The following is a 26365-nucleotide window of genomic DNA, read 5'->3' as shown; positions in this document are numbered from 1 at the left end:
CGGGGCTCACGCCGCGGAATCAGGCTGCATATTGCGCGCGCGGCCCCTGGCGTTCGCGGGCCTGGCCGCTCAATTGCGCCAGCTCGACCGGGTCATGGGCGCAAAACAGCGTGACGTCCTGGCGGTGCTGCTGCTTGAGTTCACGCAGGCGCAACTGGTTGGCCATGCGACTCGCCCCGTCCATCTGCACGATGCTCTGGAAGAGCCGCAAGCCCAGCGGGCAGTGGGGCTCGTCCAGGTCCATTTCGCCCCTGAAGAAGTAGGCGTCACCGCAGTGCAGCAGCCAGCCGTCGTCACCTCGTACGGCCACCCCGCAGTGGCCTTGTGTGTGGCCGGTGAGCGGCACCAGCAACACCTCTTCATCGGTGTCTGGCAAGGCGCGGGCGGCTTCAAAACCCATCCAGCGCTCGCCCTCCACGTTGTGCGGCGACCATTTCGGGCCGTGCGCCCATTGCGCGGGGATGTAGCGGCTCTTTTCCTTCATGCTGGGCCGTGTCAGTGCGGCTTGCAGCTCCTTGGCGTAGACATGCACCTCGGCCTGCGGAAAGTCGCTCAGCGCACCAACGTGGTCCAGATCCAGGTGGGTGGGCACGATGTGGCGCACATCGCGCGGGTCCAGGCCCAACTCGCGGATCTGGTAGAGCGCCGTCTCCGACATCACCAGCTTGGGCCTGACCACGGCATTGAAGCCCAGCCCCAGGCGCGCGGGCTTGCTCACGTCGGCCGTGCCCAGGCCAGTGTCCACCAGGATCAGGCCATTACGGCCCTCGATCAGCAGACAGTGGCAGCACATGTGTGCAGGGGCCAGCCAGCCGCCTTCGCCATTGAGCAACCGGCGCCCCAGCGGGCACATCGATCCGCAATTCAGATGGTGAACTTTCATGCCTGAACCCTTCATGCTGATTCGTGCTGATTCGTGCTGATGGCCAGCGCGGCCATGATGGCAGCACAATGTCGCTTTGGCCAGTAGCTGGCCGCGTCAGTCGGATTCGTTTTTTACCATGCCCCCACGTTCCCGTTTGCCGGCCGGTCATGAGCACCTGGCCCAGATTCTGTTTGCCCAAGGCTTTGGTGCCCGCCGCGAGTGCGAAGGCCTGATCCTGCACGGCCTGGTGCAGGTCCGGGGCGAGGTGGTGGACGACCCCGACGCGGTCTTCCCGGAAGACCGGCTGGAGCTGGTGGTGGACGGCATGCCCTGGGTGACCCACGTCAAGGCGCTCATCGTGCTGCACAAGCCGGCCGGCTACGAATGCTCGCTCAAGCCGGGCGCATGGCCAGGCGTCCACAACCTGCTGCCCGTGCCTTTGCGACGCCGTGGCCTGCAACCCGTCGGCCGGCTGGACCAGGACACCACGGGCCTGTTGCTGATGACCGACGACGGCCCCTTGCTGCACAAACTCACCTCGCCCAAGCACCATGTGCCCAAGGTCTACGAGGTGACGTGCAAGTACCCCGTGACGCCGGCCATGTGCGAGAAGCTGCTCAAAGGCGTGGTGCTGGACGACGACCCCCTGCCGGTCAAGGCCGATGCGGCCGAGGCCGTGGGGGAGGGTGAAACCTGCCATCTGCGTCTGACGCTGCTGCAAGGCAAGTACCACCAGGTCAAGCGCATGGTGGCGGCGGTGAGCAACCGCGTTGAAGGCCTGCATCGCAGCCAGATCGGCCGCCTGACCTTGTCCGATGACCTGGCGCCTGGGCAGTGGCGCTGGCTGGAAGACCCCAAGCTGGTGCTGCCTTGAGGGGACGCTGAGCTGTCCTGAGGGCGCTGCTCAGGCAGCAGAGACCGGCGGGCGAAGGCGATCGATCAGGTCGGACAGCTGCTGGTAAGCCGCGTCGCCTGTCAAACCCATGTCCTCGAACTCGCCCTCTGCCAGTGACTGGCAGAGTTGCTCGACCGCAACCAGCAGCGCCGCGATTAACTCATCGTTTTGCAGGGCCGGGTTCCAGCGTTTGACTTGCTGGATCTGCTTGAGGCGGCACGCTGCACGCGCCTGCCGGACTTCGGGCGTCGTGGCGGCGAGTTGCTGGAGGCTGCGTTTGAACAGGGCGAAGCCGCGGTAGTTGGCCACAAAGGCCTCGGCAATCTGGCGGCTGCCGGTCTGCTCGGTCAGCAGGGCGTCGAGTTGCTCCAGCTCGGCATCGGTCCAGGCTTCAAACACCTGGATGAACACCTCCAGCTTGTCCTTGTACCAACGGTAGAAGGTCTGCGGTGCGAAGCCCGCCCGGTGGGCGATGCGGTTGGAGGTGGTGTGCTCATAGCCCGACTCGACGAACTCGGCGCCAGCGGCCTGCAACAGCATGGTCTTGGCGTCCTGCCCCGGCTCCATATCCTGCTTGGAAGGGCGGCCAGTACGGCGCCGGGTTGGGGCGAGGTCCTTGTTCATGCGGGAAAGTGGGTGGCCAGCCATTGTTACACGGCCAGGTGGACACGGGCGCGATCAGGCTCTCTCAGCATGTCATGCAGCAAGCCGGGGAAGGCCCGTGTGGTAGCCAGGTCGGCCGGCATCGCCGCCATGAAACGTTCGCAGCCCTGCGGCACCACCAGCCTGTCGTCCGGGGTGTAGAGCATCAGGGTGCGGATCGTCCAGCTGGGCGCGCGTCGCATGACCACCGGGGCCAGTCCCGCCAGGAACAAGGCCACGCGCGGCGTGATCTTCGTGTGCGTCAGCGGGTCATGGTTGAATTCGGCGATCACGGCGGGGTCGGAGCTGCTCCACTCCGGCTTGAACGCGACGGGCACGGCCACGTCCTGGATCAGCCGCCCCATGGTGGACAACAGCGCCTTTTGCACCAGGCTCATGGTGGGCTGCAATGCCGGCACCGACAACATCAAACCGTCGATGGGGCGCGCCCAGGCCACGTCTTCGCGGGGCAGGGCCTGCGCCGCGGCAAAGCGCGTCGCCAGGGCGCCACCCGTGCTGTGGCCAAACAGCACCAGCGGGCCTTGCGGGTACGTGCTTCTGGCCACGTCGATCACGGCAGCCAGGTCGTGCAGGAAGTCGTCGTCGCGGCTCATCCCACCCCGCGGGCCACCCGAAAGGCCGTGCCCGCGCATGTCGGGTGCAAGCACCGACCACCCCAGCGCATTGAGGCGCTGCCCAAGCTCCTTGTAGCGTTGGCCATGCTCGGTGAGCCCGTGCAAGAACACAACCACGCCTTTCGGTGTGGTCACGGGCCAGTGCGACAGGTGAAGTGTCAGGCCGTCGCGTGCGTGGATGCTTGACGGCAAAAGCTTGTGGGACATCAAGGCGCAGTCTAAGTCACGCCGAGCTCTTGTTCACGAGGCGCCCGCTGCCGCAAGGCAGCAGTTCCTCCCTCATTTCGTTTTATGTGATTCTAGTATCACTTTTCGTGCATCCATGGATCCCACCACATCCGCCCCTCTGGCTGGGGGATCGCCGGGCATAATTTGGGTCTATGCAAGTCTTTCGTGGTTTTCACCATGCGGCACTCGCCCCGGCTTGTGCACTGACCATTGGCAACTTTGACGGTGTGCACCGGGGGCATCAGGCCATGCTGGCCCTGTTGCGCAATGAAGCCCAGCACAGAGGGGTGCCCAGCACCGTGCTGACCTTCGAGCCGCACCCGCGTGACTATTTCGCCCAGCTGGCCGGCAAACCGGAGATCGCGCCGTCGCGCATCGCGACGCTGCGCGACAAATTGTCCGAGCTGGAGCGCTGCGGGGTGGACCAGGTCGTGATCCTGCGCTTTGACCGCCACTTCGCCAGCCAGAGCCCGGACGACTTCATCCACAAGGTGCTGGTCCAAGGCCTGAACGCGCGGTATGTGCTGGTGGGCGACGACTTCCGGTTTGGTGCCAAACGCGCCGGCGACTACAACTTGCTGGATGCCGCCGGCAACGACCTGGGTTTTGATGTGGCCCGCATGATGAGCTACGAGGTGCACGGCACCCGTGTGTCGTCCTCGGTGGTGCGTGATGCGATGGCGGCCGGTGACATGGCCCGTGTCGAGCAGATGCTGGGGCGCCCCTACACCGTCAGCGGCCACGTGATCCACGGTGCCAAACTGGGCCGCAGCCTCGATTGCCGCACGCTCAACGTGCGCTTCGGCCACGAAAAACCGGCCACCACCGGCATCTTCGTGGTCCGCACCCACGGCCTGGCAGACCACCCGCTGGAAGGCGTGGCCAGCCTGGGTGTGCGCCCCACCGTGGAAGACGCCGGCCGCGTCTTGCTGGAGGTCCATTGCTTTGAATGGCCCGCCAATCTGGGCGCGGAAGGGGGCTACGGTAAAATCGTGCGCGTGGAACTCCTGCACAAACTCCGAGATGAAGCCCGTTACGACGGGCTGGACGCGTTGCAGGCCGCCATCCACAAGGACATTGCCGATGCAAAGTCCTTCTTCCAGGCACAGCGCCGTCAGACCACCCGCGATCGAATTTGACGCCCACCGTCTGACCCAACCTAGCCTGGCCGCTTTCCCCGCCGTTGCTGACAGCGAGCGTGGTGCGCGGCTCACCTGATTCCCAGGAACCCGATGGCAACGGGGCCACATGTGGCCGCCCTGTCGTGTTCCTTTGCCGAGAGAGATCATGAGTCAAGACAAGAAGCCCGCCGCCTCCGCCAACACCGCAGTCAATGTTGCCGGTGAAGGCCAAGGCCAGTACCGCGCCACGCTGAACATGCCCGACACCCCCTTCCCGATGCGGGGTGACCTGCCCAAGCGCGAGCCGGGCTGGGTGGCCGAGTGGGAGAAGACGGGCCTGTACGACAAGCTGCGCGCGGCCCGCCAGGGTGCCCCCAAGTTCGTGCTGCACGACGGCCCACCCTATGCCAACGGCAACATCCACATCGGCCACGCCGTCAACAAGGTCCTCAAGGACATGATCGTCAAGGCGCGCCAGCTCAAGGGCATGGACGCCATCTACGTGCCCGGCTGGGATTGCCACGGCTTGCCCATCGAGAACCAGATCGAAAAGACCTTCGGCCGCAACCTCGGCCGCGATGACGTGCAGGCCAAGGCGCGCGTCTACGCTGCCGAGCAGATCGACGGCCAGCGCACCGATTTCAAGCGCCTGGGCGTGCTGGCCGACTGGGCCCATCCCTACCGCACCATGGACTTCGGCAACGAAGCCAACGAGATCCGCGCGCTCAAGAAGATCATGGAGCGCGGTTACGTCTACCGTGGCCTCAAGCCCGTGTACTGGTGCTTTGACTGCGGCTCTTCGCTGGCCGAGTTCGAGATCGAATACGCCGACAAGAAGTCCCAGACCCTGGATGTGGCCTTCCTGAGTGCCGAGCCCGCCAAGCTGGCCGCCGCCTTTGGCCTGCAGCAGCTCGGCAAAGACGCCTTCGCGGTGATCTGGACCACGACCGCCTGGACCATCCCTGCCAACCAGGCGCTCAACGTGCACGCCGAGTTGAGCTACGCCCTGGTGGACACGCCCAAGGGCCTGCTGGTGCTGGCTGAATCCCTGGTGGAAAAGGCCGCGCAGCGTTACGGCTTCGAGGCCGATCAGGTCAAGATCATCGCCACGGCACCGGGCGCCAAGCTCGAAGGCCTGAAGTTCAAGCACCCGCTGGCCCATGTGGACAAGGGCTATGACCGCGAAGCACCCGTCTACCTGGCCGAGTACGTCAGCGCGGAAGACGGCACTGGCATCGTGCACGCTGCGCCTGCCTACGGTGTGGACGACTTCAACTCCTGCATCGCCCACGGCCTGAAGTTCGACGACATCCTCAACCCCGTGCAGGGCAATGGCGTCTACGAAGCCGATCTGCCCTTGTTTGGCGGTCAGCACATCTGGAAAGCCGCCCCGGTGGTGCTGGAGACGCTGCGCGAGCACGGCCGCCTGCTGGCCACCAAGGACATCGTGCACAGCTACCCGCACTGCTGGCGCCACAAGACGCCGGTGATCTTCCGTGCCGCCGCGCAATGGTTCGTGCGCATGGACGAAGGCGAGGGCGTGTTTGCGACCGAGAAGCCCGCCAAGACCCTGCGCCAGACCGCGTTGGACGCCATCGACCACACCACCTTCTACCCCGAGAACGGCCGCACCCGCCTGCGCGACATGATCGCCAACCGCCCTGACTGGTGCATCAGCCGCCAGCGCAACTGGGGCGTGCCGCTGCCATTCTTCCTGCACAAGGTGACGGGCGAGTTGCACCCGCAGACCATGGCCTTCATGGACAAGGCCGCTGACCTGGTCGAAGCCGGTGGCGTGGAAGCCTGGTCGAAGCTGGACCCCACCGAGTGGCTGGGTGCCGAGGCCGCCGAGTACAGCAAGTCCACCGACATCCTGGATGTGTGGTTCGACTCTGGCACCTCCTTCTTCCACGTGCTCAACCCGGCGCAAGGCAGCCACCCCGATGCCGGCCACGACGAACTGCACGAAGCCGACCTCTACCTGGAAGGCCATGACCAGCACCGCGGCTGGTTCCACAGCTCGCTGCTGGCCGCTTGCGCCATCTATGGCCGCGCGCCTTACAAGGGCCTGCTGACGCACGGCTTCACCGTGGACGGCCAGGGCCGCAAGATGTCCAAGTCCGTGGGCAACACGGTGGCGCCGCAAGAGATCAGTACCAAGATGGGTGCCGAGATCATCCGCCTGTGGGCCGCGTCGACCGACTACTCCGGTGACCTGGGCATCGACGACAAGATCCTCGCCCGCGTGGTGGACGGCTACCGCCGCATCCGCAACACCTTGCGCTTCCTGCTGGCCAACACCTCCGACTTCAACCCGGAGACGGACGCCGTGCCGCTCACCGAGCTGCTGGAGATCGACCGCTACGCCCTGGCCCGCGCCTCGCAGCTGCAGGAAGACATCCTGGCGCACTACGAGCGCTATGAGTTCCACCCGGTGGTGGCCAAGCTGCAGGTCTACTGCTCGGAAGACCTGGGCGCGTTCTATCTGGACGTGCTCAAGGACCGCCTCTACACCTCGGCAGCCAAGAGCCACGCCCGCCGCGCCGCGCAGACCGCGCTGTGGCACATCACGAACGGCATGCTGCGCTGGATGGCGCCGTTCCTGAGCTTCACGGCCGAAGAGGCCTGGAAGGTGTTCAACGGTGGCCAGAACAAGGGCGACACGATCTTCACCGAAACCTACTGGGACTTCCACGAAGCCGACAAGGACACCGAGCTGCTGGCCAAGTGGTCACGCATCCGCGCTTTGCGCGAAGAGTGCAACCGCCAGATCGAAGAAGTGCGCACGCGCGGTGAGGTCGGTGCCTCGCTGCAGGCCAATCTGTTCGTCACCATCAGCGCCGATGACCAGCGCCTGCTGGCCGACCTGCGCAGCCTGGGCGATGACCTCAAGTTCGTGCTGATCGTCTCCAGCGTCGAGCTGGCAGAAGGCCACTCCACGCAAATCGAAGTCAACCCGTCCAAGGCCGTGAAGTGCGAGCGCTGCTGGCACTACCGCGACGACGTCGGCATCAACCCCGAGCACCCCACCATCTGCGGCCGTTGCGACAGCAACCTGCATGGCGAAGGTGAACACCGCGAACACGCCTGAGTACCCGCATGGCCACCAGAAAGTCCGCTTCGGGCGCCAACCAGGGTTTGCTGCCCTGGTTGGGCATCGCCTTCATCCTCATCTTGCTGGACCAGTTCACCAAGGTGCTGATCCTGGGCATGTTCCAGCTGGGGGATGGCCGTCACGTGCTGTCCTTCTTCAATGTCGTGCGCGTGCACAACAGCGGTGCGGCCTTCTCCTTCCTGGCCCACGCCGGCGGCTGGCAGCGCTGGTTCTTCGTCGGCCTGGCCTTTGTGGCGACCGGCTTCATCATCTACATGCTGCGCCAGCACAGTGGCCAGAAGCTGTTTGCCTGGGCGATGGCACTGATCCTGGGCGGCGCCATCGGCAACGTCATCGACCGCCTGGTGCACGGCTACGTGGTGGACTTCCTGGATTTCCACTGGGGCTTCCTGGCACCCATGTTCCCGGGCGGGCACTTTCCGGCCTTCAACGTGGCCGATTGCGGCATCACCATCGGTGCCGGTTTGCTGATCCTGGATGAACTGCGGCGCGTTCGTCGCGGTTAAATACATTTGGCGACAAAAAGGCGGGTGGTTCACACCGGGGTGTCTGTTTTCCCCGTGTTTCCACCAGTGACTCAGATCAATTCCAGGCGTACTTTTCTCCTATCGAAGGTTCTTCGAAGGAGAACGCATGGGTACGGCTGGTCGTCTGACACATCATGTCCTGGTTTCTCGTCGCCGTACGCACCGTCGTCGCCCGACGCTGCGCAGGGCCCATCTGTGGCCTTCGCAGCCCTCACAACAAGACGCCCCATCGTCCCAGCTTGAGCTGGCATCGCGTTTCCTGACGCCGATTGCCGAGGCGCCTCTGGCACCTGGCATGAAGCTGGCGTCTGCGCCAGGGCAGGTCGATGTGGCCTCGATCATCGATGCCGATCCGGCAGAGGCTGCACGTCGCAACAGCGTGCTGGACATGCCGCTGGCCCAACTGAGCTGGCGCGACCCTTTCGAGTGGCTGTCGCTGGGCTGGCATGACTTCACGCGCGCCCCGCTGATCGGCCTGTTCTACGGTGCCTGCTTCGTCCTCATGGGCTGGTTGCTGTTGGCCTGTTTCCATCAGGCACCGGAGTACACGCTGGCCCTGTCTGCCGGTTTCCTGTTGCTGGGGCCTTTCCTGTGCCTGGGCCTGTACGAGGTCAGCCGGCGCCTGGGTCGCGGCGAGCCGATCAGCATGTGGTCTTCGCTGACTGCCTGGCGCATCAGCAGTGGCCAGCTGGCCATCTTTGCCTGCGTGCTGCTGGTGCTGGAGATGCTGTGGGGGCGCTCGGCCATGATCGTCTTTGCGATCAGCTTTGATGGCGTGCCGGATTTCAATGCCCCGCTGTCCTCGATGATGACCGAGGAGTACCTGATCTTCTTTGCCGCCTACATGGCGGTCGGGGCCTTGTTTGCGGGCCTGATCTTTGCCTTCAGCGTCATCTCCATGCCCATGATGCTGGACAAATCCACCGATGCGATCTCGGCCGCATTGGCCAGCATGCGCCTGGTCACCACGCAGACGGGCGTCATGCTGCTGTGGGGCGCCTTGATCACGCTGGCCATCGTCATGGCCATGCTGCCGGGCTTTCTGGGCTTGCTGGTGGTTGGTCCGGTGGTGGGGCATGCGTCGTGGCACGCCTACCGTGCGGCCACCATGGCGCGTGACTGAGCGCCTCGCTGAACGCTTGTTTGCGCGCTCATCCCCCGCCGCATCCGCACCCTGGTCAGGCTGTTCTAATGGCAGGTGATCGACCACCTGCCTGAGCCTGTCTTGACGCGTCCTGCCTACCTTCAGCCCCGCATCCTCATCCTGCTGATGTTGCCGCCCATGATGTGGGCAGGCAATGCCGTGGTCGGCCGCCTCATGGTCGGGACCTTGCCGCCTGTGGCGATGAACGCCTTGCGTTGGCTGATGGTCGCGCTGATGCTGATGCCCTTGTCGACCCGCGTCTGGCGGGACATGGCGGCCATACGCCAGCGCTGGGTTTACCTTGCCGCCATCGGCGTGCTGGGGGTGGGCACCTACAACGCGATGCAGTACCTGGCACTGCAGACCTCGACGCCCTTGAACGTCACCCTGATCGGCTCCAGCGTGCCCATCTGGATGATGCTGGTTGGCTGGCTGGCTTATGGGCAGCGCCTGCATGCGCGGCAACTGCTGGGTGCGCTGCTGTCTGCCCTGGGTGTGGTGCTGGTGATCGCACAAGGCCAGTGGGAGGTGCTCCGGCATGTGCGCCTCGTGCCCGGCGACCTGTTGATGCTGCTGGCCAGCCTCGCCTGGGCGTTTTACAGCTGGATGCTGGCCAGACCGCCAACCAATATGCTGGGGCAGCAGCGACCAGACTGGGACTGGGCGGCCTTCTTGCAGATTCAGGTCTTGTTCGGTCTGCTGTGGGCCGGGGCTTGCACGGCGGTAGAGGCCTGGCTGTCAGGGCCTGGGCAGGCGCCCTTGTGGCCTTCAAGCTGGCAGGCCTGGGGCGCGATGGTCTTCATTGCCATCGGGCCGTCCATCCTGGCTTATCGCTGCTGGGGTTTGGGCGTGCAGGCCGTGGGCCCCACCATGGCGGCCTTCTTTGGCAACCTCACAGCCATCTTTGCGGCCTTGTGGTCGGCCTTGCTGCTGGGTCAGCATCCTCAGTGGTATCACCCCATTGCCCTGGTGCTGATCACCGCGGGCATTGCCATCTCGTCCAGGGTCAAAAGCGGCGGCCAGGGCCCCGGCGCGACTTGAACGGGGGCTGCCCGCGCCAATAGCGGATCATCAGCCAGCCTCCCAGCATGCCGCCCAGGTGCGCGAAGTGCGCGATGCCCGAGGTGGTGTCCTGCCAGCTCAGGAACAACTCCAGCAAACCGAAGCCCAGCACGTAGTACTTGACCTTCATGGGGATGGGCGGGAACAGCGGCATGATGATCCGGTTGGGGAACATCATGGCGTAGGCCAGCAGCAGGCCGTAGATGCCGCCAGAGGCGCCCACCATGGGGTGACCCCAACCACCCAGGGCGGACATCAGCAACTGGGTTGCGCCCGCGGCCACCACACTGGCCAGCAGGAACTCCAGGTAGCGCCGGGTGCCCCAGACGCGCTCCAGCTCACCACCGAACATCCACAGCGCCAGCATGTTGAAGAACAGGTGTCCGATCGAGCCATGCAGGAAGGCATAGCTCACCAACTGCCAGGGCAGGAAGTGGCCACTTTGCAGCGGCCACAGTTCAAGGTAGAACCGCAATGCACCGCCACTCAAGGCATCGTCCAGGCAGAACATGGCGACGTTGATCAGAATCAGTGCCTGGGTAATGGGGGGAAGCGGCGGCATGCTTTCTGAAATAAGCAGTGGAGGTAGGCGCACATCATAAGGGCCGGGAGGAAGCCCCCATGGCGCCCTGGTCCTCGGGACAGACCCTTTGATTCCGCCTATCTCCGGTGATCCGTCACAGCAGGTTGGCACGCAACTCGCTAATGTGTTGACAAGCCTGGCGACAGATCGGCGGGCACTTTGGAGACGGAGGTCTTTGACCATGTCAGCCCACATCGTATTGACGTCGCACCCTGCTCGAAAAAAGAGCGATGAGGCCCATCAGGGCATCCAGTGGGGCGCGGCCACCGCGGCACAGCGCGGCCCGCTTGTCGCCAGTGTGGCCAATCCTGGCGTGCGCAACGTCATCGGCACGCACTCTGGAGCCTATTCCGTCTACCGCGCCCTGGCCGTGGCCTCAGGGGCCCTGCACCGCGATCACAAGCCTGATCTCACCAACACCATGCCCGCCGAGGTCATCGGGCCGCACCCACAATGGGCGGACCCGGGCAAGATCGTCTCGCTGGACCCATGGGGCCACCTGGTGGCCAGCGAATTCAAGACCCAACTGGATGCCGGCATCGACCTGCGCCCCACGATCGCGATCACCAAAGCGCACATCAACATGCCCGAGCTGGTGGCAGCCATCGCCAGCGGCCGGCTCAAGCCCGATGGCGACATCCTCAACGCCAATGGCGATGTCAAGGTCACCAAGGCGGCCATCGACCCGGTCTGGTACCTGCCGGGCCTGGCCGAGCGTTTCGGCATCAAGGAAAGCGCATTGCGGCGCCACCTGTTCGAGCAGACCGCCGGCATGTTCCCCGAGCTGGTGACCAGACCTGATCTCAAGGTGTTTCTGCCGCCCATCGGGGGCATGACCTTGTACTTCTTTGGTGACGTCAGCCAGTTGGGCAAGCCCGAGACCAAGGTCGCCTGCCGCGTGCACGACGAATGCAATGGCTCCGATGTGTTTGGCTCCGACATCTGCACCTGCCGCCCCTATCTGGCCCATGGCATCGAGGTGTGCATCGAGATGGCGCAGCAAGGCGGCGTGGGCCTGTGCATCTACAACCGCAAGGAAGGGCGCGCGCTGGGTGAGGTCACCAAGTTCCTCGTCTACAACGCCCGCAAGCGCCAGAACGGGGGCGACCGCGCCGAGACCTATTTCGAGCGCACCGAGTGCGTGGCCGGCGTGCAGGACATGCGCTTTCAGCAACTCATGCCCGATGTCTTCCACTGGCTGGGCATCAAGCGCATCGACCGTTGGGCGTCGATGAGCAACATGAAGCACGGGGCCCTGGTCGAGCAAGGCATCGAGGTGGTCGAGCGCGTGCCGATCCCGGATGCACTGATCCCCGCAGACGCCCAGGTCGAAATGGACGCCAAGAAGGCGGCGGGCTATTTCTCGACCTACACGCCCGACGCGAGCGAGCTGGCACAGGCCAAGGGCCGGGGGTTGATGGAATGAGCGCCCTGCATGCCCCTGTACCGAGTCTGGCGGACAAGCTGTTGAGCGCCTGCGCCGTTCGGCAGCACAGCGCCGCGATCATGGCCCTGGCGCAGGCCGGTCGTGCGCGCCATTTCACCTGGCACCCCGAGCGCATGGCCGTGGTGTCGGCCTATGTGAGCAATGTGATCCGTCAGCGCTACCCGGATCTCAAGGTGCCGTATCACAGCCGCTGGCGGCATTTCGAGGCAGGTGGTGTGGACCGCTGGTCGGCGGTGGCCCATGAACACGGGCTGGATGCGATGCCCGCGAGGCTGGAGCGGGCTCGTGCGCGTGTGGACCTGGCCATCACCAGTGTGCTGCTGGATGCCGGTGCCGGCCCGTCATGGCACTACAAGGACGTGCCCAGCAAGCAGACGCTCAGTCGCTCAGAAGGCCTGGGCGTGGCCAGCCTCAGGTGGTGGGCCGATGGCGGGCTCTCAAGCGATCCCCACCAGCCCTGTCGGGCCGACGCCAAAGGCCTCGAGCGCGTGCAAACAGCCGATCTGGCGCTGGCCTTTCAGGTGTCGGACAACAACCCGCTCGTCGGCCTGGAGGGGCGCGCCAATTTGCTGCGGCAACTGGCGCTGGCCCTCAAGGCCCACCCCGATGTCTTCAGTCGCCCGGACGAGCCCGGCTTGCTCAGGCCCGGGCACCTGATCGATACCTTGTTCCGTCAGTCGCCCACAGGGCAGGTGCGTGCGGCCCATGTGCTGTCGCTGCTGCTGCACACGCTGGGCCACATCTGGCCGGGTCGGCATGAACTCGGTGGTGTGCCGCTGGGCGATTGCTGGCCGCATCCGGATGCGCCGGATGGCTGGTTGCCCTTCCACAAGCTCAGCCAGTGGATGACGTACTCGTTGCTGGAACCCCTGGAGGACGCGGGCCTGAGCGTGATCGGGCTCGATGAGCTCACGGGCCTGCCGGAGTACCGCAATGGTGGCCTGCTGCTGGACCTGGGCTTGTTGCAGGCGCGCGATCGTGCCTTTCACACCACACGTTGGGCCGTGGATGCCGAGCCCATTGTTGAATGGCGTGCACTGACCGTGGCCATCTTGGATCATCTGGCCGAGGCCGTGCGGAGTGAACTCGGATTGACCCAGGAGCAGTTCCCGCTGGCCCGTGTGCTGGAAGGCGGCAGCTGGGCTGCCGGGCGGCAGATTGCCCTGGCCAAGCGCCCGGGTGGCCCGCCCCCCATGCACCTGGACAGCGACGGCACCGTGTTTTGACAACAGGAAGACAAGATGACGGCAGATTTCCCCAACCTCACCGTGGTCCATCACCCCCTGGTGCAGCACAAGCTCACCTGGTTGCGCAGCACGGACACCAACACGGACAGCTTCCGCAACCTCTTGCGTGAGGTCAGCCAGATGCTGGTCTACGAGGCCACGCGAGATCTGCCCACCGAGCTGCAGGCCATCACCACGCCCATCACCACCATGGACTCGCCGGTGATCAGTGGCAAGAAGCTGTGCCTGGTCTCCATCCTGCGTGCGGGCAACGGCATGCTCGACGGCATCCTGGCCGTCTTGCCGCTGGCGCGCGTGGGCCACATCGGCCTGTACCGCGACCCTGAAACGCTGGAGCCCGTCGAGTACTACTTCAAGGTCCCGGCCGACATCGCCGAGCGGCAGGTCATCGTGGTCGACCCCATGCTGGCCACGGGCAATTCGGCCGTGGCCGCCATCGACCGCATCAAGGAAGCGGGCTGCGCCAGCATCAAGCTCATCAGCCTGCTGGCCGCACCGGAGGGCGTGGCCAATATGCTCAAGCACCACCCTGACGTGCACATCGTGACCGCTTCGCTCGACAGCCACCTCAACGAGCATGGTTACATCGTGCCCGGCCTGGGTGATGCCGGTGACCGCATCTTCGGCACCGTCTGATCTGGTCTGATCCCTGCTAGTCTGCTGACCGTGGCGCATGGGCGCCGCTGCCAGGACTGCCAGGAGCCTGCCTTGTTTGATCTCATTGTTCGACATTGCACCTTGCCTGATGGCCGCAGCCATCAGGACATCGGCATCAGCAAGGGCCGCATCACCGCGCTGCATCCCGCCATCGCGGGCACGGCGGCGCAAGAGATCGACGCTGCCGGGCACCTCGTCAGCCCGCCCTTTGTGGACGCGCACTTCCACATGGACTCGACGCTCAGCTACGGCCAGCCTCGTGTCAACCAGTCCGGTACCTTGCTGGAGGGCATTGCCCTGTGGGGCGAGCTCAAGCCCCACCTGACCCAGGACGCGATCATCGAGCGCGCGCTGCGCTATTGCGACTGGGCCGTGGCCAAAGGCCTGCTGGCCATCCGCTCGCATGTGGACGTGTGTGATCCGCGCCTGCTGGCCGTCGAGGCCCTATTGCAGGTCAAACAACAGGTCAAGCCCTATCTGGATCTGCAGCTGGTCGCCTTCCCGCAAGACGGCGTGTTGCGTAGCCCCGGTGCCCTGGCCCAGTTGACACGTGCACTCGACATGGGCGTAGACGTCGTGGGTGGCATCCCGCATTTCGAGCGGACCATGGCCGATGGCGCCGAGTCGGTGCGCATCCTGTGCGAGCTGGCTGCGGAGCGCGGCCTGCGGGTCGACATGCATTGCGATGAATCCGACGACCCCTTGTCTCGCCACATCGAGACCCTGGCCAGCCAGAGCCATCGCCTGGGCCTGCACGGCCGCGTTGCCGGCTCGCACCTGACTTCCATGCACAGCATGGACAACTACTACGTCAGCAAGCTGCTGCCCTTGATCAAGGAGGCCGGCGTGGCGGCCATCGCCAACCCCTTGATCAACATCACCTTGCAAGGTCGCCACGACACCTATCCCAAACGGCGCGGCATGACCCGCGTGCCCGAGATGCTGGCGGCCGGCATCGACGTGGCCTTCGGGCACGACTGCGTCATGGACCCCTGGTACAGCCTGGGCAGCGGCGACATGCTGGAAGTGGCCCACATGGGCCTGCACGTGGCCCAGATGACGGGCCAAGCGGCCATGCGCCAGTGCTTTGAGGCCGTGACCACCACACCCGCGCGCATCCTCGGGCTGGAGGGGTATGGGCTGGACGTCGGTTGCCACGCCGACTTCGTGCTCCTGCAAGCACGCGATCCCGTTGAAGCGATTCGCCTGCGTGCCACCCGGCTGGCGGTGGTCAGGCGCGGTCAGGTCATCGCGCGCACGCCCCCAACCGTGGCCACGCTGAACCTGCCGCAGCGGCCATCCACCATTGCCTGGAGCTTGTGACAGCAAGCCAGGCTGGTGCGTGATGGCCGCCTTCCCTGCCGTCAGCGAATCAGGCTGTCACGCTCAGGCTGCTTGAGCTGCTGTCAAACTGCTGGGCGCCCATCTGCTGCATCGTCTCGAACAAGGCTTTCATCTTGTCCTGGAAGCTGCTGGCTTCGGCCTTGCTGATGTCACCGCTCTTGTCGCTGTCGATCATGTCGAACAGCGCCTGCTGCGTTTCATCCGTGGCGGACGTTGAACTGCTGGACGATGTGCTGCTCGACGAGGTCGAGCTACTGAGGCCAAACTCCGCCTTGGTGATGCTGCCATCCTGATCGCTGTCGAGCTGGCTCAGCGAGAAGCTGTCGCCATCGTCCGGCGGTGGGGGAGGGGGCATGCCGCCCATCATCCCCCCCATCCCGGCGCCCATCATGGCCGCAAAGCCCTGCGTGTCCATGCCCATGCCACCAAAGGCGTTCTGGCTGCTCTGGCTGTCCTGCCCGGGCGGCTTCATGCCCGTGTCCAGCTCGGTCTGGCTGATGGTGCCGTCACCATCGCTGTCGAGCTTGCTGAACAGGTCGTCCGTCGACACGCCACTGGTGCTGCTGGTGCTCTCGCTGCCTTGCGTGCTCTGTTGTGCGCGCTGTGCCCCACGAGGCCCCTTGTCGATCATGGCCTGCAGTTCGGTCTTGTCCAGGCCGCCGCTGCCATCCGTGTCGATGCTGGAGAACGAGGGCTTGCCCCCGCCCCGGCCTTCCATGCGAGACGGCTGCATGCCGCCCCAATTGCTCATGCCTGAGATACCACTGGATATGGTCGTCATGGTTGATTCCTTTCATTGACCACATGTCTGTCCACGGAGGTGAGCAATCTGTTGATCGCGATCCGCGGTGCCGCCTGCCACCCCATCGCGGCAGGTCAGGGCCATTCTTCGAAGTGGCTGTAGCGCTGATGTGTAGACATGTGTCCCCCCTGACATAAAACCCTTCCCAGGCGGAAGTGGCCGGAAATCAGCCTGTTTTCAGGTGATCGAGGCCGTGGTGGGCGCGCGTTTGCACCATGCAACGGCCATCGGCCCGGCTTGTTGGTGCCTGGCGCGCCTGTGCTATGCTTTCGGTCTTCACACTGGACGCCCTGGTGGTGAAATTGGTAGACGCGCCGGATTCAAAATCCGGTTCCGCAAGGAGTGCCGGTTCGAGTCCGGCCCGGGGCACCACACAAGCGAACGTTCTGTTCCCGCTTGTTATCCTTCCCAGCACGTTCTAGCCAGCCCGGCTGTAAAGCATTGGGCTGCGTTTGGTCTTTGTCTGCCTGCGACAATATCCGCCATGAACTACCCCACGCTCGAAGACGCCATCGGCAAGACCCCGCTCGTTCGACTCCAACGCGTGCCCGGGGCGGACAACGATGCCCGTGGCAACGTCATCCTGGCCAAGCTCGAAGGCAACAACCCCGCCGGCTCCGTCAAGGACCGCCCCGCCATCAACATGATCCGTCGTGCCGAAGAGCGCGGCCAGATCAAACCCGGCGACACGCTCATCGAGGCCACGTCCGGCAACACCGGCATTGCCTTGGCGATGGCGGCGGCCATCCGCGGCTACCGCATGGTCCTCATCATGCCGGAGGACCTCAGCATCGAGCGGGCGCAAACCATGAAGGCTTTCGGCGCCGAACTCATCCTCACGCCCAAGAGCGGCGGCATGGAGTACGCACGCGACCTGGCCGACCAGATGGTGCGCGAAGGCAAGGGCGTCGTGCTTGACCAGTTCGCCAACCCCGACAACCCGGCGGTTCACTACGACACCACCGGCCCCGAGATCTGGGTCGACACACAAGGGCGGATCACGCACTTCGTGAGCGCCATGGGCACCACCGGCACCATCACCGGCGTCTCGCGCTTTCTGAAAGAGCAGAACAGCGAGGTGCGCATCGTCGGTGCCCAGCCTCAGGAAGGCTCCCGCATCCCGGGTATCCGCAAGTGGCCCGAAGCCTACATGCCCAAGATCTACGAGCCCAACCGGGTCGACGAGCTCATCTACGTCAGCCAGACCGATGCCGAGGAAATGGCGCGTCGCCTGGCCCGTGAAGAAGGCCTGTTCTGTGGCATCTCTGCGGCAGGTGCTTGCTGGGCGGCGCTGCAACTGGCGCAGAATCTCAGCCATGCCACGATCGTCTTCATCGTTTGCGACCGGGGCGATCGTTACCTGTCGACGGGTGTCTTCCCCGCCTGACCTTGATACGGACCTTGCCATGGACATCCACAAAGAACTCGACGCCCGCGGCCTGACTTGCCCTTTGCCCATCCTCAAGGCCAAGAAGGCTTTGTCCGACATGCACAGCGGCGAGGTGCTCAAGGTGCTGGCCACCGATCCAGGCTCGGTGCGCGATTTCCAGGCCTTTGCCCGCCAGACCGGCAACGATCTGGTTGATCAGCAAGCTCAGCAAGTGGCAGGCCGCGACGAATACGTCCACCTGCTTCGCCGCCGCTGAGGCTCAGTCAGTCGAGCAAATCGCCGCCTTGCGGCGCCTGCAAACCCAGGTGCTTGAACGCTGCCGCCGTGGCAATGCGCCCACGCGGCGTGCGCTGCAGGAAGCCTTGCTGAATCAGATAAGGCTCGATCACGTCCTCGATGGTCTCGCGTTCTTCACCAATGGCCGCAGCCAGGTTGTCCAGCCCGACAGGGCCGCCATCGAAGCGGTGCAGGATTGCCTCCAGCAGCTTGCGGTCCATCACATCGAAGCCCAGCGGGTCCACATCCAGCATGGCCAGGGCCTTGTCGGCCATCTCGCGCGTGATGCGGCCATCGCCCTTGACCTCGGCATAGTCCCGCACCCGGCGCAGCAGCCGGTTGGCAATGCGTGGTGTACCACGCGAGCGCCTGGCCACCTCCATCGCCCCTGCCGCATCAATGGGGGCACCCAGCAGGCCGGCCGACCTCGTCACGATGCGCTGCAACTCCTCGGCCGAGTAGAACTCCAGCCGCGCCACGATGCCGAACCGGTCGCGCAGCGGGTTGGTCAGCATGCCGGCGCGTGTTGTCGCGCCCACCAGCGTAAAGGGCTGCAGATCCAGCTTGATCGAGCGCGCAGCCGGCCCTTCGCCAATCATGATGTCGATCTGATAGTCCTCCAGCGCCGGGTAGAGGATCTCCTCCACCACGGGGCTGAGCCGGTGGATTTCATCGATGAACAGCACATCGTGCCGCTCCAGATTGGTCAGGATGGCGGCCAGGTCCTTGGGTTTTTCCAGCACCGGCCCCGAGGTTTGCCGCAGGTTGACGCCCAGTTCGGTGGCGATGATGTGACTTAGCGTTGTCTTGCCCAGCCCCGGGGGGCCGAACAGCAGCACGTGATCCAGCGCTTCGCCTCGCTTGCGCGCCGCACCAATGAAGATTTCGAGCTGCTCGCGCGCCTTGGCCTGCCCGACGTACTCATCCAGATCCTTGGGTCGCAGCGCCCGCTCGATCGCGTCTTCATTGGGCGAACTCACGGAGGGCTCGACCATGCGCGCAGGGGCCTCGAACGGAGAGGCCGCCGGGGTGCTCTTGCTTCGGCGAGGTGGGCTGAAGTCGTCGGTCTGGATGCTCATGTCGCGATTATCCCGCCCCAGGCGTTGTTGCGTAGCGGCAACGTTAATCCTTTTGGATTGGGGTTTATGACAACCCTGTCACCACGAAAACTGAAAAAGTCTGCTGCAATGCCATCTAGTTTCAGCGGGAGCCAAACGACTTCCGGGTCGTCAGGCAGCACGAGTTGTTTACATCCGTGCCAACACAACAAGCCGCTGAAGCCTCTGGTTCAACTTTGGAGAAGTCAATGAAAAAGACTCTGCTGGCTCTGGCTGCCATCGCCGCATCTTCTGCCTCTTTCGCTCAATCTTCCGTGACCCTGTACGGCGTGGTCGACGCCTCGCTGGAAAGCGTCAAGGGCGACAAGACTGTCACCCGCGTGACCTCTGGCAACCTGGCCACTTCGCGCCTGGGTTTCAAGGGCACCGAAGATCTGGGTAGCGGCATGAAGGCCACTTTCAACCTGGAAGCTCCCGTGACCGTGGACACCGGCGCTGCTGGTTCGACCTTCTGGGATCGCCAAGCTTGGGTTGGTATCGGTGGCGGTTTCGGTGAACTGCGTCTGGGCCGTACCGATTCGTCGATCGGTGACATCGCTGGCAACGTGCTGAGCGCACAAGCCTACGACGACCTGAAGCTCCTGGGCACCCGTGGTGGTGACAGCTATCGTCGCGTCAGCAACGCCGTGACCTACCTGCTGCCAACACTGGTTCCTGGCCTGAGCGCTCAGCTGCAGTACTCGACCGGCACTGGTGGCTCTGCTACCCCCGCTGGTGAAGTCGCTGGCTCCAGCGAAGGCAAGGCCTACGGCCTGAGCGTCAAGTACGCCGCTGGCCCCCTGTCGGCCGGCCTGGGCTACCTGAACGCCAAGGACGAATCCACTGGCACGGCTGTCAAGGACAAGGCTAACGCCACCCTGGTGTACGCTGGCTACGACTTCGGCGCTGCCAAGGTCACCGGTTACTACGACGCTGAAACGACTGGCCTCAACAGCAAGCGTTTCACGCTGCTGGGTGCCAAGGTTGCAGTGCCTGTCGCGCCTAACTTCACCGTGATCGCTGGCCTGTCGACGGCTCGCAACACCGAAGGCAGCGCTGCTGGCGACGACAACGTCCAGATCACCACCATCAAGGCGATCTATGACCTGTCCAAGCGCACCGCTGTGTACGGCATGTTCACCAACGTGAACAACGACACCGGTACCTTGTACGGCGTGTCTGGCGGCCCCACTGTTTCCGTTGCCGACAAGACCACCCACGGCATCGCCGTTGGTATCCGTCACGCTTTCTGATCTCGGTCAGACTCGTGATTCCAAAAGGGGCTTCGGCCCCTTTTTTTCGTTTCTGGGGTGCGCATTTCTTTGTCGTCAATAGGCGACACATAGCAGAAACCTTGCAGACCTTTGAAGCGCTTTCAGCAACAATTCCTTGCGCCCCCCGGTTCAGGGGGTAATCAAGGAGATTCATGATGCAAAAAACCGTCCTGACCAAAGCCGTCGCGGTTGCTCTGGCCACTTTCGGCGTCGGTGCCGCGTTCGCTCAATCCAGCCTGACCATCTACGGCAACCTCGACGTGGCAGTTGACAATGTCCACAAGGGGCAAGGTGATGCCTCCGGCACCCTGTATGCGGCCTCTCCTACTACGCTCGCCGCGGTGACGGCTCCCAGCACGGTCACCCGCCTCACATCAAGTATTTCCTCGGTGAACGCGCTGGGTTTCAAAGGCACTGAAGACATCGGCGGTGGCTACAAGGGTGGCTTCGTACTCGAAGGTCAGTTCCAGTTGGATACCGGTGCACAAAGCGGCCAGGACAGTCGCATGTGGGGCCGTCAAGCTTTTGTCAGCCTGACCACGCCCTACGGCGAAGTTCGCCTGGGTCGCCAATATGCCCCCATGTTCTACGCCTTCGCAACCGCCACGGTTGAAGCACTGGGTGGTGCTGACATCATGGGCTCCGGCCTGATCGTCAACAACCTGCAGGTTCGCCAGGACAACCAGATCAGTTATTGGCTGAAGGCGGGGGACCTGACCGGTTCTTTGTCCTACTCGCCCAATGCTGGTGTTGACCAGAAGATCAGTTCGAACCGGACAGGTTCGCCCTTTGGGACCACCAACGGCCAGATCGTGGGTGGTGCATCGGCCGGTACGGAAGCAGCCAACACGCAAAATCGTGGGCAATCGGCTGGTCTGTACCTGAACTACATGGTGGACCCCGCCTTGATGGTCAACGGCTCGGTTCACGCCAACCGTTTTGGCAATGCGCAGCTGGTTTCTGGTACGTCGGGTACTGTGCTGGCTAATCTGCGCAATTATTTGGCTTATTCGCTGGGTACCAAGTACACCGTGCCCGGTGCAGGCACGCAACTGGCTGCCATCTTCCATCGCGGTGAGTTCAAGAACGACCCAGGTGATGCTGCGGGCCCCAAGATCAACACCATCGCACTGGGTGTGAAGCACCCGATTGGCCAGTTTGCCGTGGGTGCTGAATACGCCTACTCGAAGTTCGCCAATTTCACCAAGGGCAAGGACACGTCCCTGATGCTGATGGGTGACTACAACTTCTCCAAGCGCACCAAGGTCTATCTGCGTGCGGGTTATGCCAAGGATGAGCGTGGTCAGCTGGCTACCACGGGCGCGGGTCAGCCCATTGCCGGTGGCCCGTTGCCTCTGCTGACGGGCTTGGGCTCGCTGGAAACGCCGTTCTTCTCGGCTGCCGGCGCCAACATCGATGCCACCACGCGTGTCGTGGCTGTGGGTATCCGTCACCAGTTCTGATTGCTACGCAATCAACAAAAAACCGCCTTCGGGCGGTTTTTTGTTTCGGGGCCTTGCTTTGTGGTTGGCAGATCGTCAAGCGGGCAGCAGCTTCTCCAGCTTGAACAAGTCGGCCAAAGCCTCGCGTTCACGCACGACCCAGACCTGGTCGCCATCCACCATCAACTCGGCCGCACGGCCGCGGGTGTTGTAGTTGCTGGCCATGGTCATGCCATACGCGCCCGCCGACAGCACCGCCAGCACGTCGCCGGCCTGCACATTCAGCGCGCGGTCACGCCCCAGCCAGTCACCCGACTCGCACACCGGGCCCACCACATCCCAGGTTTGCGTGGCGCCGTCGCGCTGCTGCGTGTTGACGATGCCCATATAGGCCTCGTACAGCGCTGGGCGCATGAGGTCGTTCATGGCGGCGTCCACGATGCAGAAGTTCTTCTTCTCGCCGGGCTTGAGGTACATCACCTCGGTCAGCAGCACACCGGCATTGCCCACCAGCGAACGGCCGGGCTCGAACACCAGTTCGCGATGCCCATGGCCGCGTGCGTCGATCTTCGCCAGCAGTTGCGCGATCAGTTCGTCGGCGCCGGGGGGCGTTTCGTCCGTGTAGGTGATGCCCAGGCCGCCACCCAAATCCAGATGGTGGATCTGGACGCCGCCTGCTTCGATGGCCTCAACCAGATCCAGCACGCGGTCCAGCGCATCCAGATAAGGCGACACCTCGGTGATCTGCGAACCGATGTGGCAGTCGATGCCCACCACGTCGATGCCGGGCAAGGCGGCCGCACGCTTGTAGGTGTTCACCGCCAACTCGTGTGCCACGCCGAACTTGTTGCCTTTGAGGCCTGTCGAGATGTAGGGGTGGGTGCCTGCATCCACATCGGGGTTGACGCGCAAACTGACGCGCGCACGCTGTCCCAGGCCAGCCGCTACTTCCGACAGCACTTCGAGTTCGGCTGTGCTCTCCACGTTGAAGCAGCGCACGCCGGTTTCGATGGCCAATTTCATCTCGGCGCGGGTCTTGCCCACGCCGGAAAACACCACCTTGCCAGCATCGCCGCCAGCGGCCAGCACGCGCGCCAGTTCACCTGCGGACACGATGTCAAAGCCGCAACCGGCCTGTGCAAATGTCTGCAGCACAGCCAGGTTGGAGTTGGCTTTGACCGCGTAGCACACCAGGTGCTGGCGGCCCTTCAGCGCACGTTGATAAGGCGCCAACGCAGCCAGCATGGCTGGGCGTGAATACACATACAGCGGGCTGCCATGCTGGCGAACGAGGTCTCGCAATGAGACGTTGTCCATGTACAGATCGGCCTCTTTGTAGGCCAGATAGGGAGAGCCGGGCAAGGTCATTTTGAAACGCTGGAAGAAGGGGTTGAGGCGGCCTGGGCCGGCGTGGGCAGGTAGAGCGGGCCTTTCTGGCCGCAAGCGCTGAGAAATGCGCACACGGCGGCGCCCATCAGGCTCCGGGCGAGGGTCTGGCGCAACGAACGCCCACCCATTGTCGGGCCAGATGGCCCAGCAAGTCGCGCGGTCTTGGCGGTACTGCCTAGAATTTGAGGTTCTTGAATCATGTTCTCATTCTAAGGAAGTCACCATGTCCCCCCTCGATACCCCCTCGGGCCTGACCGATGCGCAGTACGACGCAGCCATCCAGGCGGCCCTGGCGCGCATTGAGCGCACGGTGGACAAATGGCTGGAGGATGACGTCATCGACATCGACACGGCCCGTTCTGGCGGCATGTTGACGCTGACCTTGCCCAACCGCACGCAGTTGATCGTCAATGCGCAGCCACCGCTGCATGAGTTGTGGCTGGCTGCCCGCCGCGGGGGCTTTCACTTCAAGCTGAACAGCTCGGGCCAGTGGCAAGACAGCCGCGGTGGCGAGGAGTTCTTCGCCTTGCTGTCAAGTTGTGCCAGTGAGCAGGGCGGCAAGCCAGGTTTGACCTTCTGACGACTATTCGGGCTTGCCGCCAAACATATTGAGGATGCCTTTTTTCTCATCCTCGGAGCTGGGTGCTGGGGCGCTGCCTGCTGGGCCATCCGTGTTGTCAGGGCCGAGCTCCCTGACGCCCGTACCGGATGTGTATTCCTCGTAGAACCATTCGCCGCCGACGTTGAGCACGCCTTCCGGTGCGGCTGGTTCTTCGACCGGGGCGTTGCGCAGCGCCGTGCTCATGAAGTCGATCCACACGGGCAGCGACAAACCGCCACCGGTTTCCTTGTCACCCAGTTTGCGTGGCTGGTCATGCCCAATCCACACCACGGCCACGTTGTGCATCGTGTACCCCGCAAACCAGGCATCCATGGAGTCATTCGTGGTGCCGGTCTTGCCGTACAGATCGGGGCGCTTGAGGGTTGCCTGGGCCTTGGCTGCGGTGCCTGAGCGGGTGACTTCCTGAAGCAGGCTGCTCATGATGAAGGCGTTGCGGGCGTCAATGGCGCGCATGCTTTCGTTGAGCTGGCTCGGGCGATATTGCGCCAACAGGTGGCCCCGGGTGTCGGTGACCTTGAGTACCAGCAGAGGGTTCACGCGGTAGCCGCCATTGGCGAACACCGCATAAGCGTCGGCCATCTGCAGTGGCGTCACCGAGCCGGCGCCCAGTGCCATGGTCAGGTAGGCGGGGTGCTTGTCTGCCTCAAAGCCAAAGCGCGTGATCCAGTCTTGAGCGTATCTGGCACCGATGGAGCGCAGCACGCGGATGGAAATCATGTTCTTGGATTTTGCCAAGCCTCTGCGCAAAGGCATCGGGCCCTCGAACTTGCCGTCGTAGTTCTTGGGCTCCCAGGCTTGCCCGCCCGTGGTGCCCGCATCAAAAAACAAGGGCGCATCGTTGACGACGGTTGCGGGTGTGAAACCCTTTTCCAGTGCGGCCGAATAAATGAAGGGTTTGAAGCTGGAGCCGGGTTGGCGCCAGGCCTGGGTCACGTGGTTGAACTTGTTGCGGCCGAAATCAAAGCCGCCCACCATGGCCCGGATCAAGCCGGTACGCGGGTCCAGCGAGACGAATGCCCCCTCGACTTCCGGCAGTTGCTGCACGTACCACTGGCCTTGCTTGTCCTGGTTGACGCGGACAATCGCGCCTCGTCGGATCTGCTGCTTGGGGTTGGCCTTGTCTGTCAGTGCGTTGCCCACAGCCTTCAGACCATCTGACGTGATCGTGATCTGTTCGCCCGATTGAAGAACGGCCACGAGCTTGCGGGGTTCGACCTGTAGCGCCACGGCGGCGCGGATGTCTTCGCTGTCTGGGTGTTCTTCAAGCGCTTCGGCAATGCGCACATCCATCTGCTTGGGGTCGGCAGGCAGGTCGATATAGGCCTCGGGGCCGCGCCAGGACTGGCGTCTGTCGAAGTCCAGCAAGCCTTTGCGCAAGGCCTTGTAGGCGGCGGTCTGCTCGGTCATGTTGATCGAGGTGTAGACGTTCAGGCCTCGCGAGTACGCTTCGTTGCCATATTGCTCGTGCATCAGCAGGCGTGCGGCTTCGGCGGCGTATTCGGCGTGAATCGGGATGGGAGCCTTGGTCCGGTAATGAAGGGCCTCTGCCTTGGCTTCGTCGCGCTGCTTGCTCGTGATGAAGCCGTTTTCGAACATCCGATCGATGATGTACTGCTGGCGGATGGTGGCGCGTTTGGGGTTGCGCACCGGGTTGTAGGCCGAAGGGGCCTTGGGCAGGCCCGCGAGCATGGCCGCCTCGGCCACGGTGATGTCCTTGATGGGCTTGCCAAAATAGGTATCGCAAGCTGCGGCAAACCCGTAGGCGCGCTGGCCAAGGTAGATCTGGTTCATGTAGAGCTCCAGGATCTGGTCCTTGCTCAGCAGGCTCTCGATCTTCAAGGCCAGCAAAATCTCGTAGATCTTGCGGGTGAAAGTCTTTTCTGTGGGCAGGTAGAAATTGCGGGCGACCTGCATGGTGATGGTGGACGCCCCCTGGCTTCGCGCCTCACCGAAGTTGGCCAGGCCGGCGCGCAAAACGCCGACGTAATCCACCCCGCCATGTTTGTAAAAGCGGGCATCCTCAATCGCGAGAACCGCGTCCCGCATCACGCGGGGAATTTCTGAAATAGGCAGGAAATTGCGTTTTTCCTCGCCAAATTCGCCAATCAAAACCTGATCCGACGAGAAAACACGCAAAGGTATTTTCGGTTGATAGTCGGCCAAACCACGTACTTCGGGCAGATTGGGGTAGGCCACGGCCAGCCCGATGCCGGCGATGAAAACGGCGCTGAGCAAGCCAGCAAGCCCCAGCCCGGCCAGAACCGCTATCGGTTTGACGAGCCATTGCACCCACCAAGCCCGAGCGGGGGAGGGGCCTGCGCGGCCCGATCGAGGTTGCTTGTCGTTGGTGTTGGTATCGCTCATGGAGACTTGCCGTAGAAGGTTCCGAGATTATAGAAACCCCCGGGACACCCCTCGTACACCAGCCTTGGTGAGTCGATTGATTGCGATTTGTTGGTTTTGCAACCGCTTGTAAGGCGTGTGCATATCGCAACGAGGTTGGGATTTATCCTGCTTTCTCTCGTTTCATACACAAAAACTTTACTGATAGCATTCAAGTG

24 protein-coding genes and 1 tRNA gene are annotated in these 26365 nt (G+C 63.6%); 16 read left to right on the top strand and 9 right to left on the bottom strand.

Annotation, left to right across the window (positions count from 1 at the left end):
* Positions 1-19 precede the first annotated feature (19 nt).
* Positions 20-883 (bottom strand): MBL fold metallo-hydrolase, encoded by an 864-nt coding sequence (locus HY019_RS16330; protein ID WP_290694162.1) that lies wholly within the window; start codon positions 881-883, stop codon positions 20-22.
* Positions 884-1001: 118 nt separating this feature from the next.
* Between HY019_RS16330 and HY019_RS16325 the strand changes: the two genes are divergently transcribed.
* A complete protein-coding gene (locus HY019_RS16325) occupies positions 1002-1739 on the top strand; it encodes a 16S rRNA pseudouridine(516) synthase (protein WP_290694160.1) in 738 nt (245 codons plus the stop codon).
* A 30-nt stretch (positions 1740-1769) separates the two neighbouring features.
* Here the strand turns inward: HY019_RS16325 and HY019_RS16320 are convergent, their stop codons facing one another.
* The gene (locus HY019_RS16320; protein WP_290694158.1) at positions 1770-2384 is read right to left on the bottom strand and encodes a TetR/AcrR family transcriptional regulator; all 615 of its coding nucleotides are present in this window, start codon (positions 2382-2384) and stop codon (positions 1770-1772) included.
* Between the two features lie 26 nt (positions 2385-2410).
* Positions 2411-3244, bottom strand: a complete 834-nt coding sequence (locus HY019_RS16315; protein WP_290694156.1) for an alpha/beta hydrolase — start codon at positions 3242-3244, stop codon at positions 2411-2413.
* Between the two features lie 173 nt (positions 3245-3417).
* Here HY019_RS16315 and HY019_RS16310 point away from each other — a divergent pair, with 173 nt between their 5' ends.
* The 5 genes from HY019_RS16310 (at position 3418) to HY019_RS16290 (ending at position 10213) form a co-directional block, all read left to right on the top strand.
* Positions 3418-4404 carry a bifunctional riboflavin kinase/FAD synthetase gene (locus HY019_RS16310; RefSeq protein WP_290694154.1) on the top strand — a complete coding sequence of 329 codons (987 nt, stop codon included), beginning with the start codon at positions 3418-3420 and terminating at the stop codon, positions 4402-4404.
* A gap of 148 nt (positions 4405-4552) precedes the next feature.
* Positions 4553-7477 (top strand): isoleucine--tRNA ligase, encoded by a 2925-nt coding sequence (ileS, locus tag HY019_RS16305; protein WP_290694152.1) that lies wholly within the window; start codon positions 4553-4555, stop codon positions 7475-7477.
* 8 nt (positions 7478-7485) lie between these two features.
* On the top strand, positions 7486-8007 hold the full coding sequence (gene lspA, locus HY019_RS16300; protein WP_290694150.1) for a signal peptidase II: 522 nt from the start codon (positions 7486-7488) through the stop codon (positions 8005-8007).
* A gap of 127 nt (positions 8008-8134) precedes the next feature.
* The gene (locus HY019_RS16295; protein WP_290694148.1) at positions 8135-9151 is read left to right on the top strand and encodes a DUF2189 domain-containing protein; all 1017 of its coding nucleotides are present in this window, start codon (positions 8135-8137) and stop codon (positions 9149-9151) included.
* Between the two features lie 102 nt (positions 9152-9253).
* A complete protein-coding gene (locus HY019_RS16290; protein WP_290694146.1) occupies positions 9254-10213 on the top strand; it encodes a DMT family transporter in 960 nt (319 codons plus the stop codon).
* Here HY019_RS16290 and HY019_RS16285 read toward each other — a convergent pair.
* Complete coding sequence (locus HY019_RS16285) at positions 10179-10796, bottom strand: rhomboid family intramembrane serine protease (RefSeq protein WP_290694144.1); 618 nt, start codon at positions 10794-10796, stop codon at positions 10179-10181. The genes HY019_RS16290 and HY019_RS16285 overlap by 35 nt on opposite strands.
* A gap of 202 nt (positions 10797-10998) precedes the next feature.
* Here HY019_RS16285 and HY019_RS16280 point away from each other — a divergent pair, with 202 nt between their 5' ends.
* The 4 genes from HY019_RS16280 to HY019_RS16265 all read left to right on the top strand — a co-directional run bounded on the left by HY019_RS16280 (position 10999) and on the right by HY019_RS16265 (position 15491).
* Positions 10999-12243 carry a GTP cyclohydrolase II gene (locus HY019_RS16280; protein ID WP_290694142.1) on the top strand — a complete coding sequence of 415 codons (1245 nt, stop codon included), beginning with the start codon at positions 10999-11001 and terminating at the stop codon, positions 12241-12243.
* Positions 12240-13490 carry a DUF1688 family protein gene (locus tag HY019_RS16275; protein WP_290694140.1) on the top strand — a complete coding sequence of 417 codons (1251 nt, stop codon included), beginning with the start codon at positions 12240-12242 and terminating at the stop codon, positions 13488-13490. The genes HY019_RS16280 and HY019_RS16275 overlap by 4 nt, the downstream gene beginning before the upstream one ends.
* Before the next feature lie 15 nt (positions 13491-13505).
* Positions 13506-14147, top strand: coding sequence for a uracil phosphoribosyltransferase (gene upp, locus HY019_RS16270; protein WP_290694139.1), 642 nt, complete (start codon positions 13506-13508; stop codon positions 14145-14147).
* A gap of 72 nt (positions 14148-14219) precedes the next feature.
* Positions 14220-15491, top strand: a complete 1272-nt coding sequence (locus HY019_RS16265; protein ID WP_290694137.1) for an amidohydrolase family protein — start codon at positions 14220-14222, stop codon at positions 15489-15491.
* Between the two features lie 49 nt (positions 15492-15540).
* Here the strand turns inward: HY019_RS16265 and HY019_RS16260 are convergent, their stop codons facing one another.
* Positions 15541-16293, bottom strand: a complete 753-nt coding sequence (locus HY019_RS16260; RefSeq protein WP_290694135.1) for an EF-hand domain-containing protein — start codon at positions 16291-16293, stop codon at positions 15541-15543.
* A gap of 308 nt (positions 16294-16601) precedes the next feature.
* Here HY019_RS16260 and HY019_RS16255 point away from each other — a divergent pair.
* From HY019_RS16255 to HY019_RS16245, 3 genes are all read left to right on the top strand, one after another.
* Positions 16602-16686 (top strand) — tRNA-Leu (locus HY019_RS16255).
* Positions 16687-16798: 112 nt separating this feature from the next.
* Entirely contained in the window at positions 16799-17701 is a 903-nt protein-coding gene (gene cysM / locus HY019_RS16250; protein WP_290694133.1) for a cysteine synthase CysM, read from the top strand.
* A gap of 19 nt (positions 17702-17720) precedes the next feature.
* Positions 17721-17960: a sulfurtransferase TusA family protein gene (locus HY019_RS16245; RefSeq protein ID WP_290694131.1), complete on the top strand. Its 240-nt coding sequence runs from the start codon at positions 17721-17723 to the stop codon at positions 17958-17960.
* A 7-nt stretch (positions 17961-17967) separates the two neighbouring features.
* Here HY019_RS16245 and ruvB read toward each other — a convergent pair whose 3' ends face one another.
* A complete protein-coding gene (gene ruvB / locus HY019_RS16240) occupies positions 17968-19059 on the bottom strand; it encodes a Holliday junction branch migration DNA helicase RuvB (RefSeq protein ID WP_290694129.1) in 1092 nt (363 codons plus the stop codon).
* A gap of 227 nt (positions 19060-19286) precedes the next feature.
* Between ruvB and HY019_RS16235 the strand changes: the two genes are divergently transcribed.
* Complete coding sequence (locus HY019_RS16235) at positions 19287-20330, top strand: porin (RefSeq protein ID WP_290694127.1); 1044 nt, start codon at positions 19287-19289, stop codon at positions 20328-20330.
* Positions 20331-20506: 176 nt separating this feature from the next.
* Positions 20507-21814 (top strand): porin, encoded by a 1308-nt coding sequence (locus HY019_RS16230; RefSeq protein WP_290694125.1) that lies wholly within the window; start codon positions 20507-20509, stop codon positions 21812-21814.
* Positions 21815-21889: 75 nt separating this feature from the next.
* Here HY019_RS16230 and lysA read toward each other — a convergent pair whose 3' ends face one another.
* The gene (gene lysA, locus HY019_RS16225; protein ID WP_290694123.1) at positions 21890-23161 is read right to left on the bottom strand and encodes a diaminopimelate decarboxylase; all 1272 of its coding nucleotides are present in this window, start codon (positions 23159-23161) and stop codon (positions 21890-21892) included.
* Positions 23158-23268 (bottom strand): lipoprotein, encoded by a 111-nt coding sequence (locus HY019_RS16220; RefSeq protein ID WP_290694264.1) that lies wholly within the window; start codon positions 23266-23268, stop codon positions 23158-23160. Before HY019_RS16220 ends, lysA begins: the two co-directional genes overlap by 4 nt.
* A gap of 137 nt (positions 23269-23405) precedes the next feature.
* Between HY019_RS16220 and cyaY the strand changes: the two genes are divergently transcribed.
* Positions 23406-23762, top strand: coding sequence for an iron donor protein CyaY (gene cyaY, locus HY019_RS16215; protein WP_290694121.1), 357 nt, complete (start codon positions 23406-23408; stop codon positions 23760-23762).
* A gap of 3 nt (positions 23763-23765) precedes the next feature.
* Here cyaY and HY019_RS16210 read toward each other — a convergent pair whose 3' ends face one another.
* Positions 23766-26168, bottom strand: a complete 2403-nt coding sequence (locus HY019_RS16210) for a penicillin-binding protein 1A (RefSeq protein ID WP_290694119.1) — start codon at positions 26166-26168, stop codon at positions 23766-23768.
* Positions 26169-26365 lie beyond the last annotated feature (197 nt).

The sequence above is a fragment of the Aquabacterium sp. genome, assembly GCF_016195855.1.
Taxonomy (GTDB): Bacteria; Pseudomonadota; Gammaproteobacteria; order Burkholderiales; family Burkholderiaceae_C; genus Aquabacterium.
This window is presented reverse-complemented; position numbering and strand designations above follow the sequence as displayed.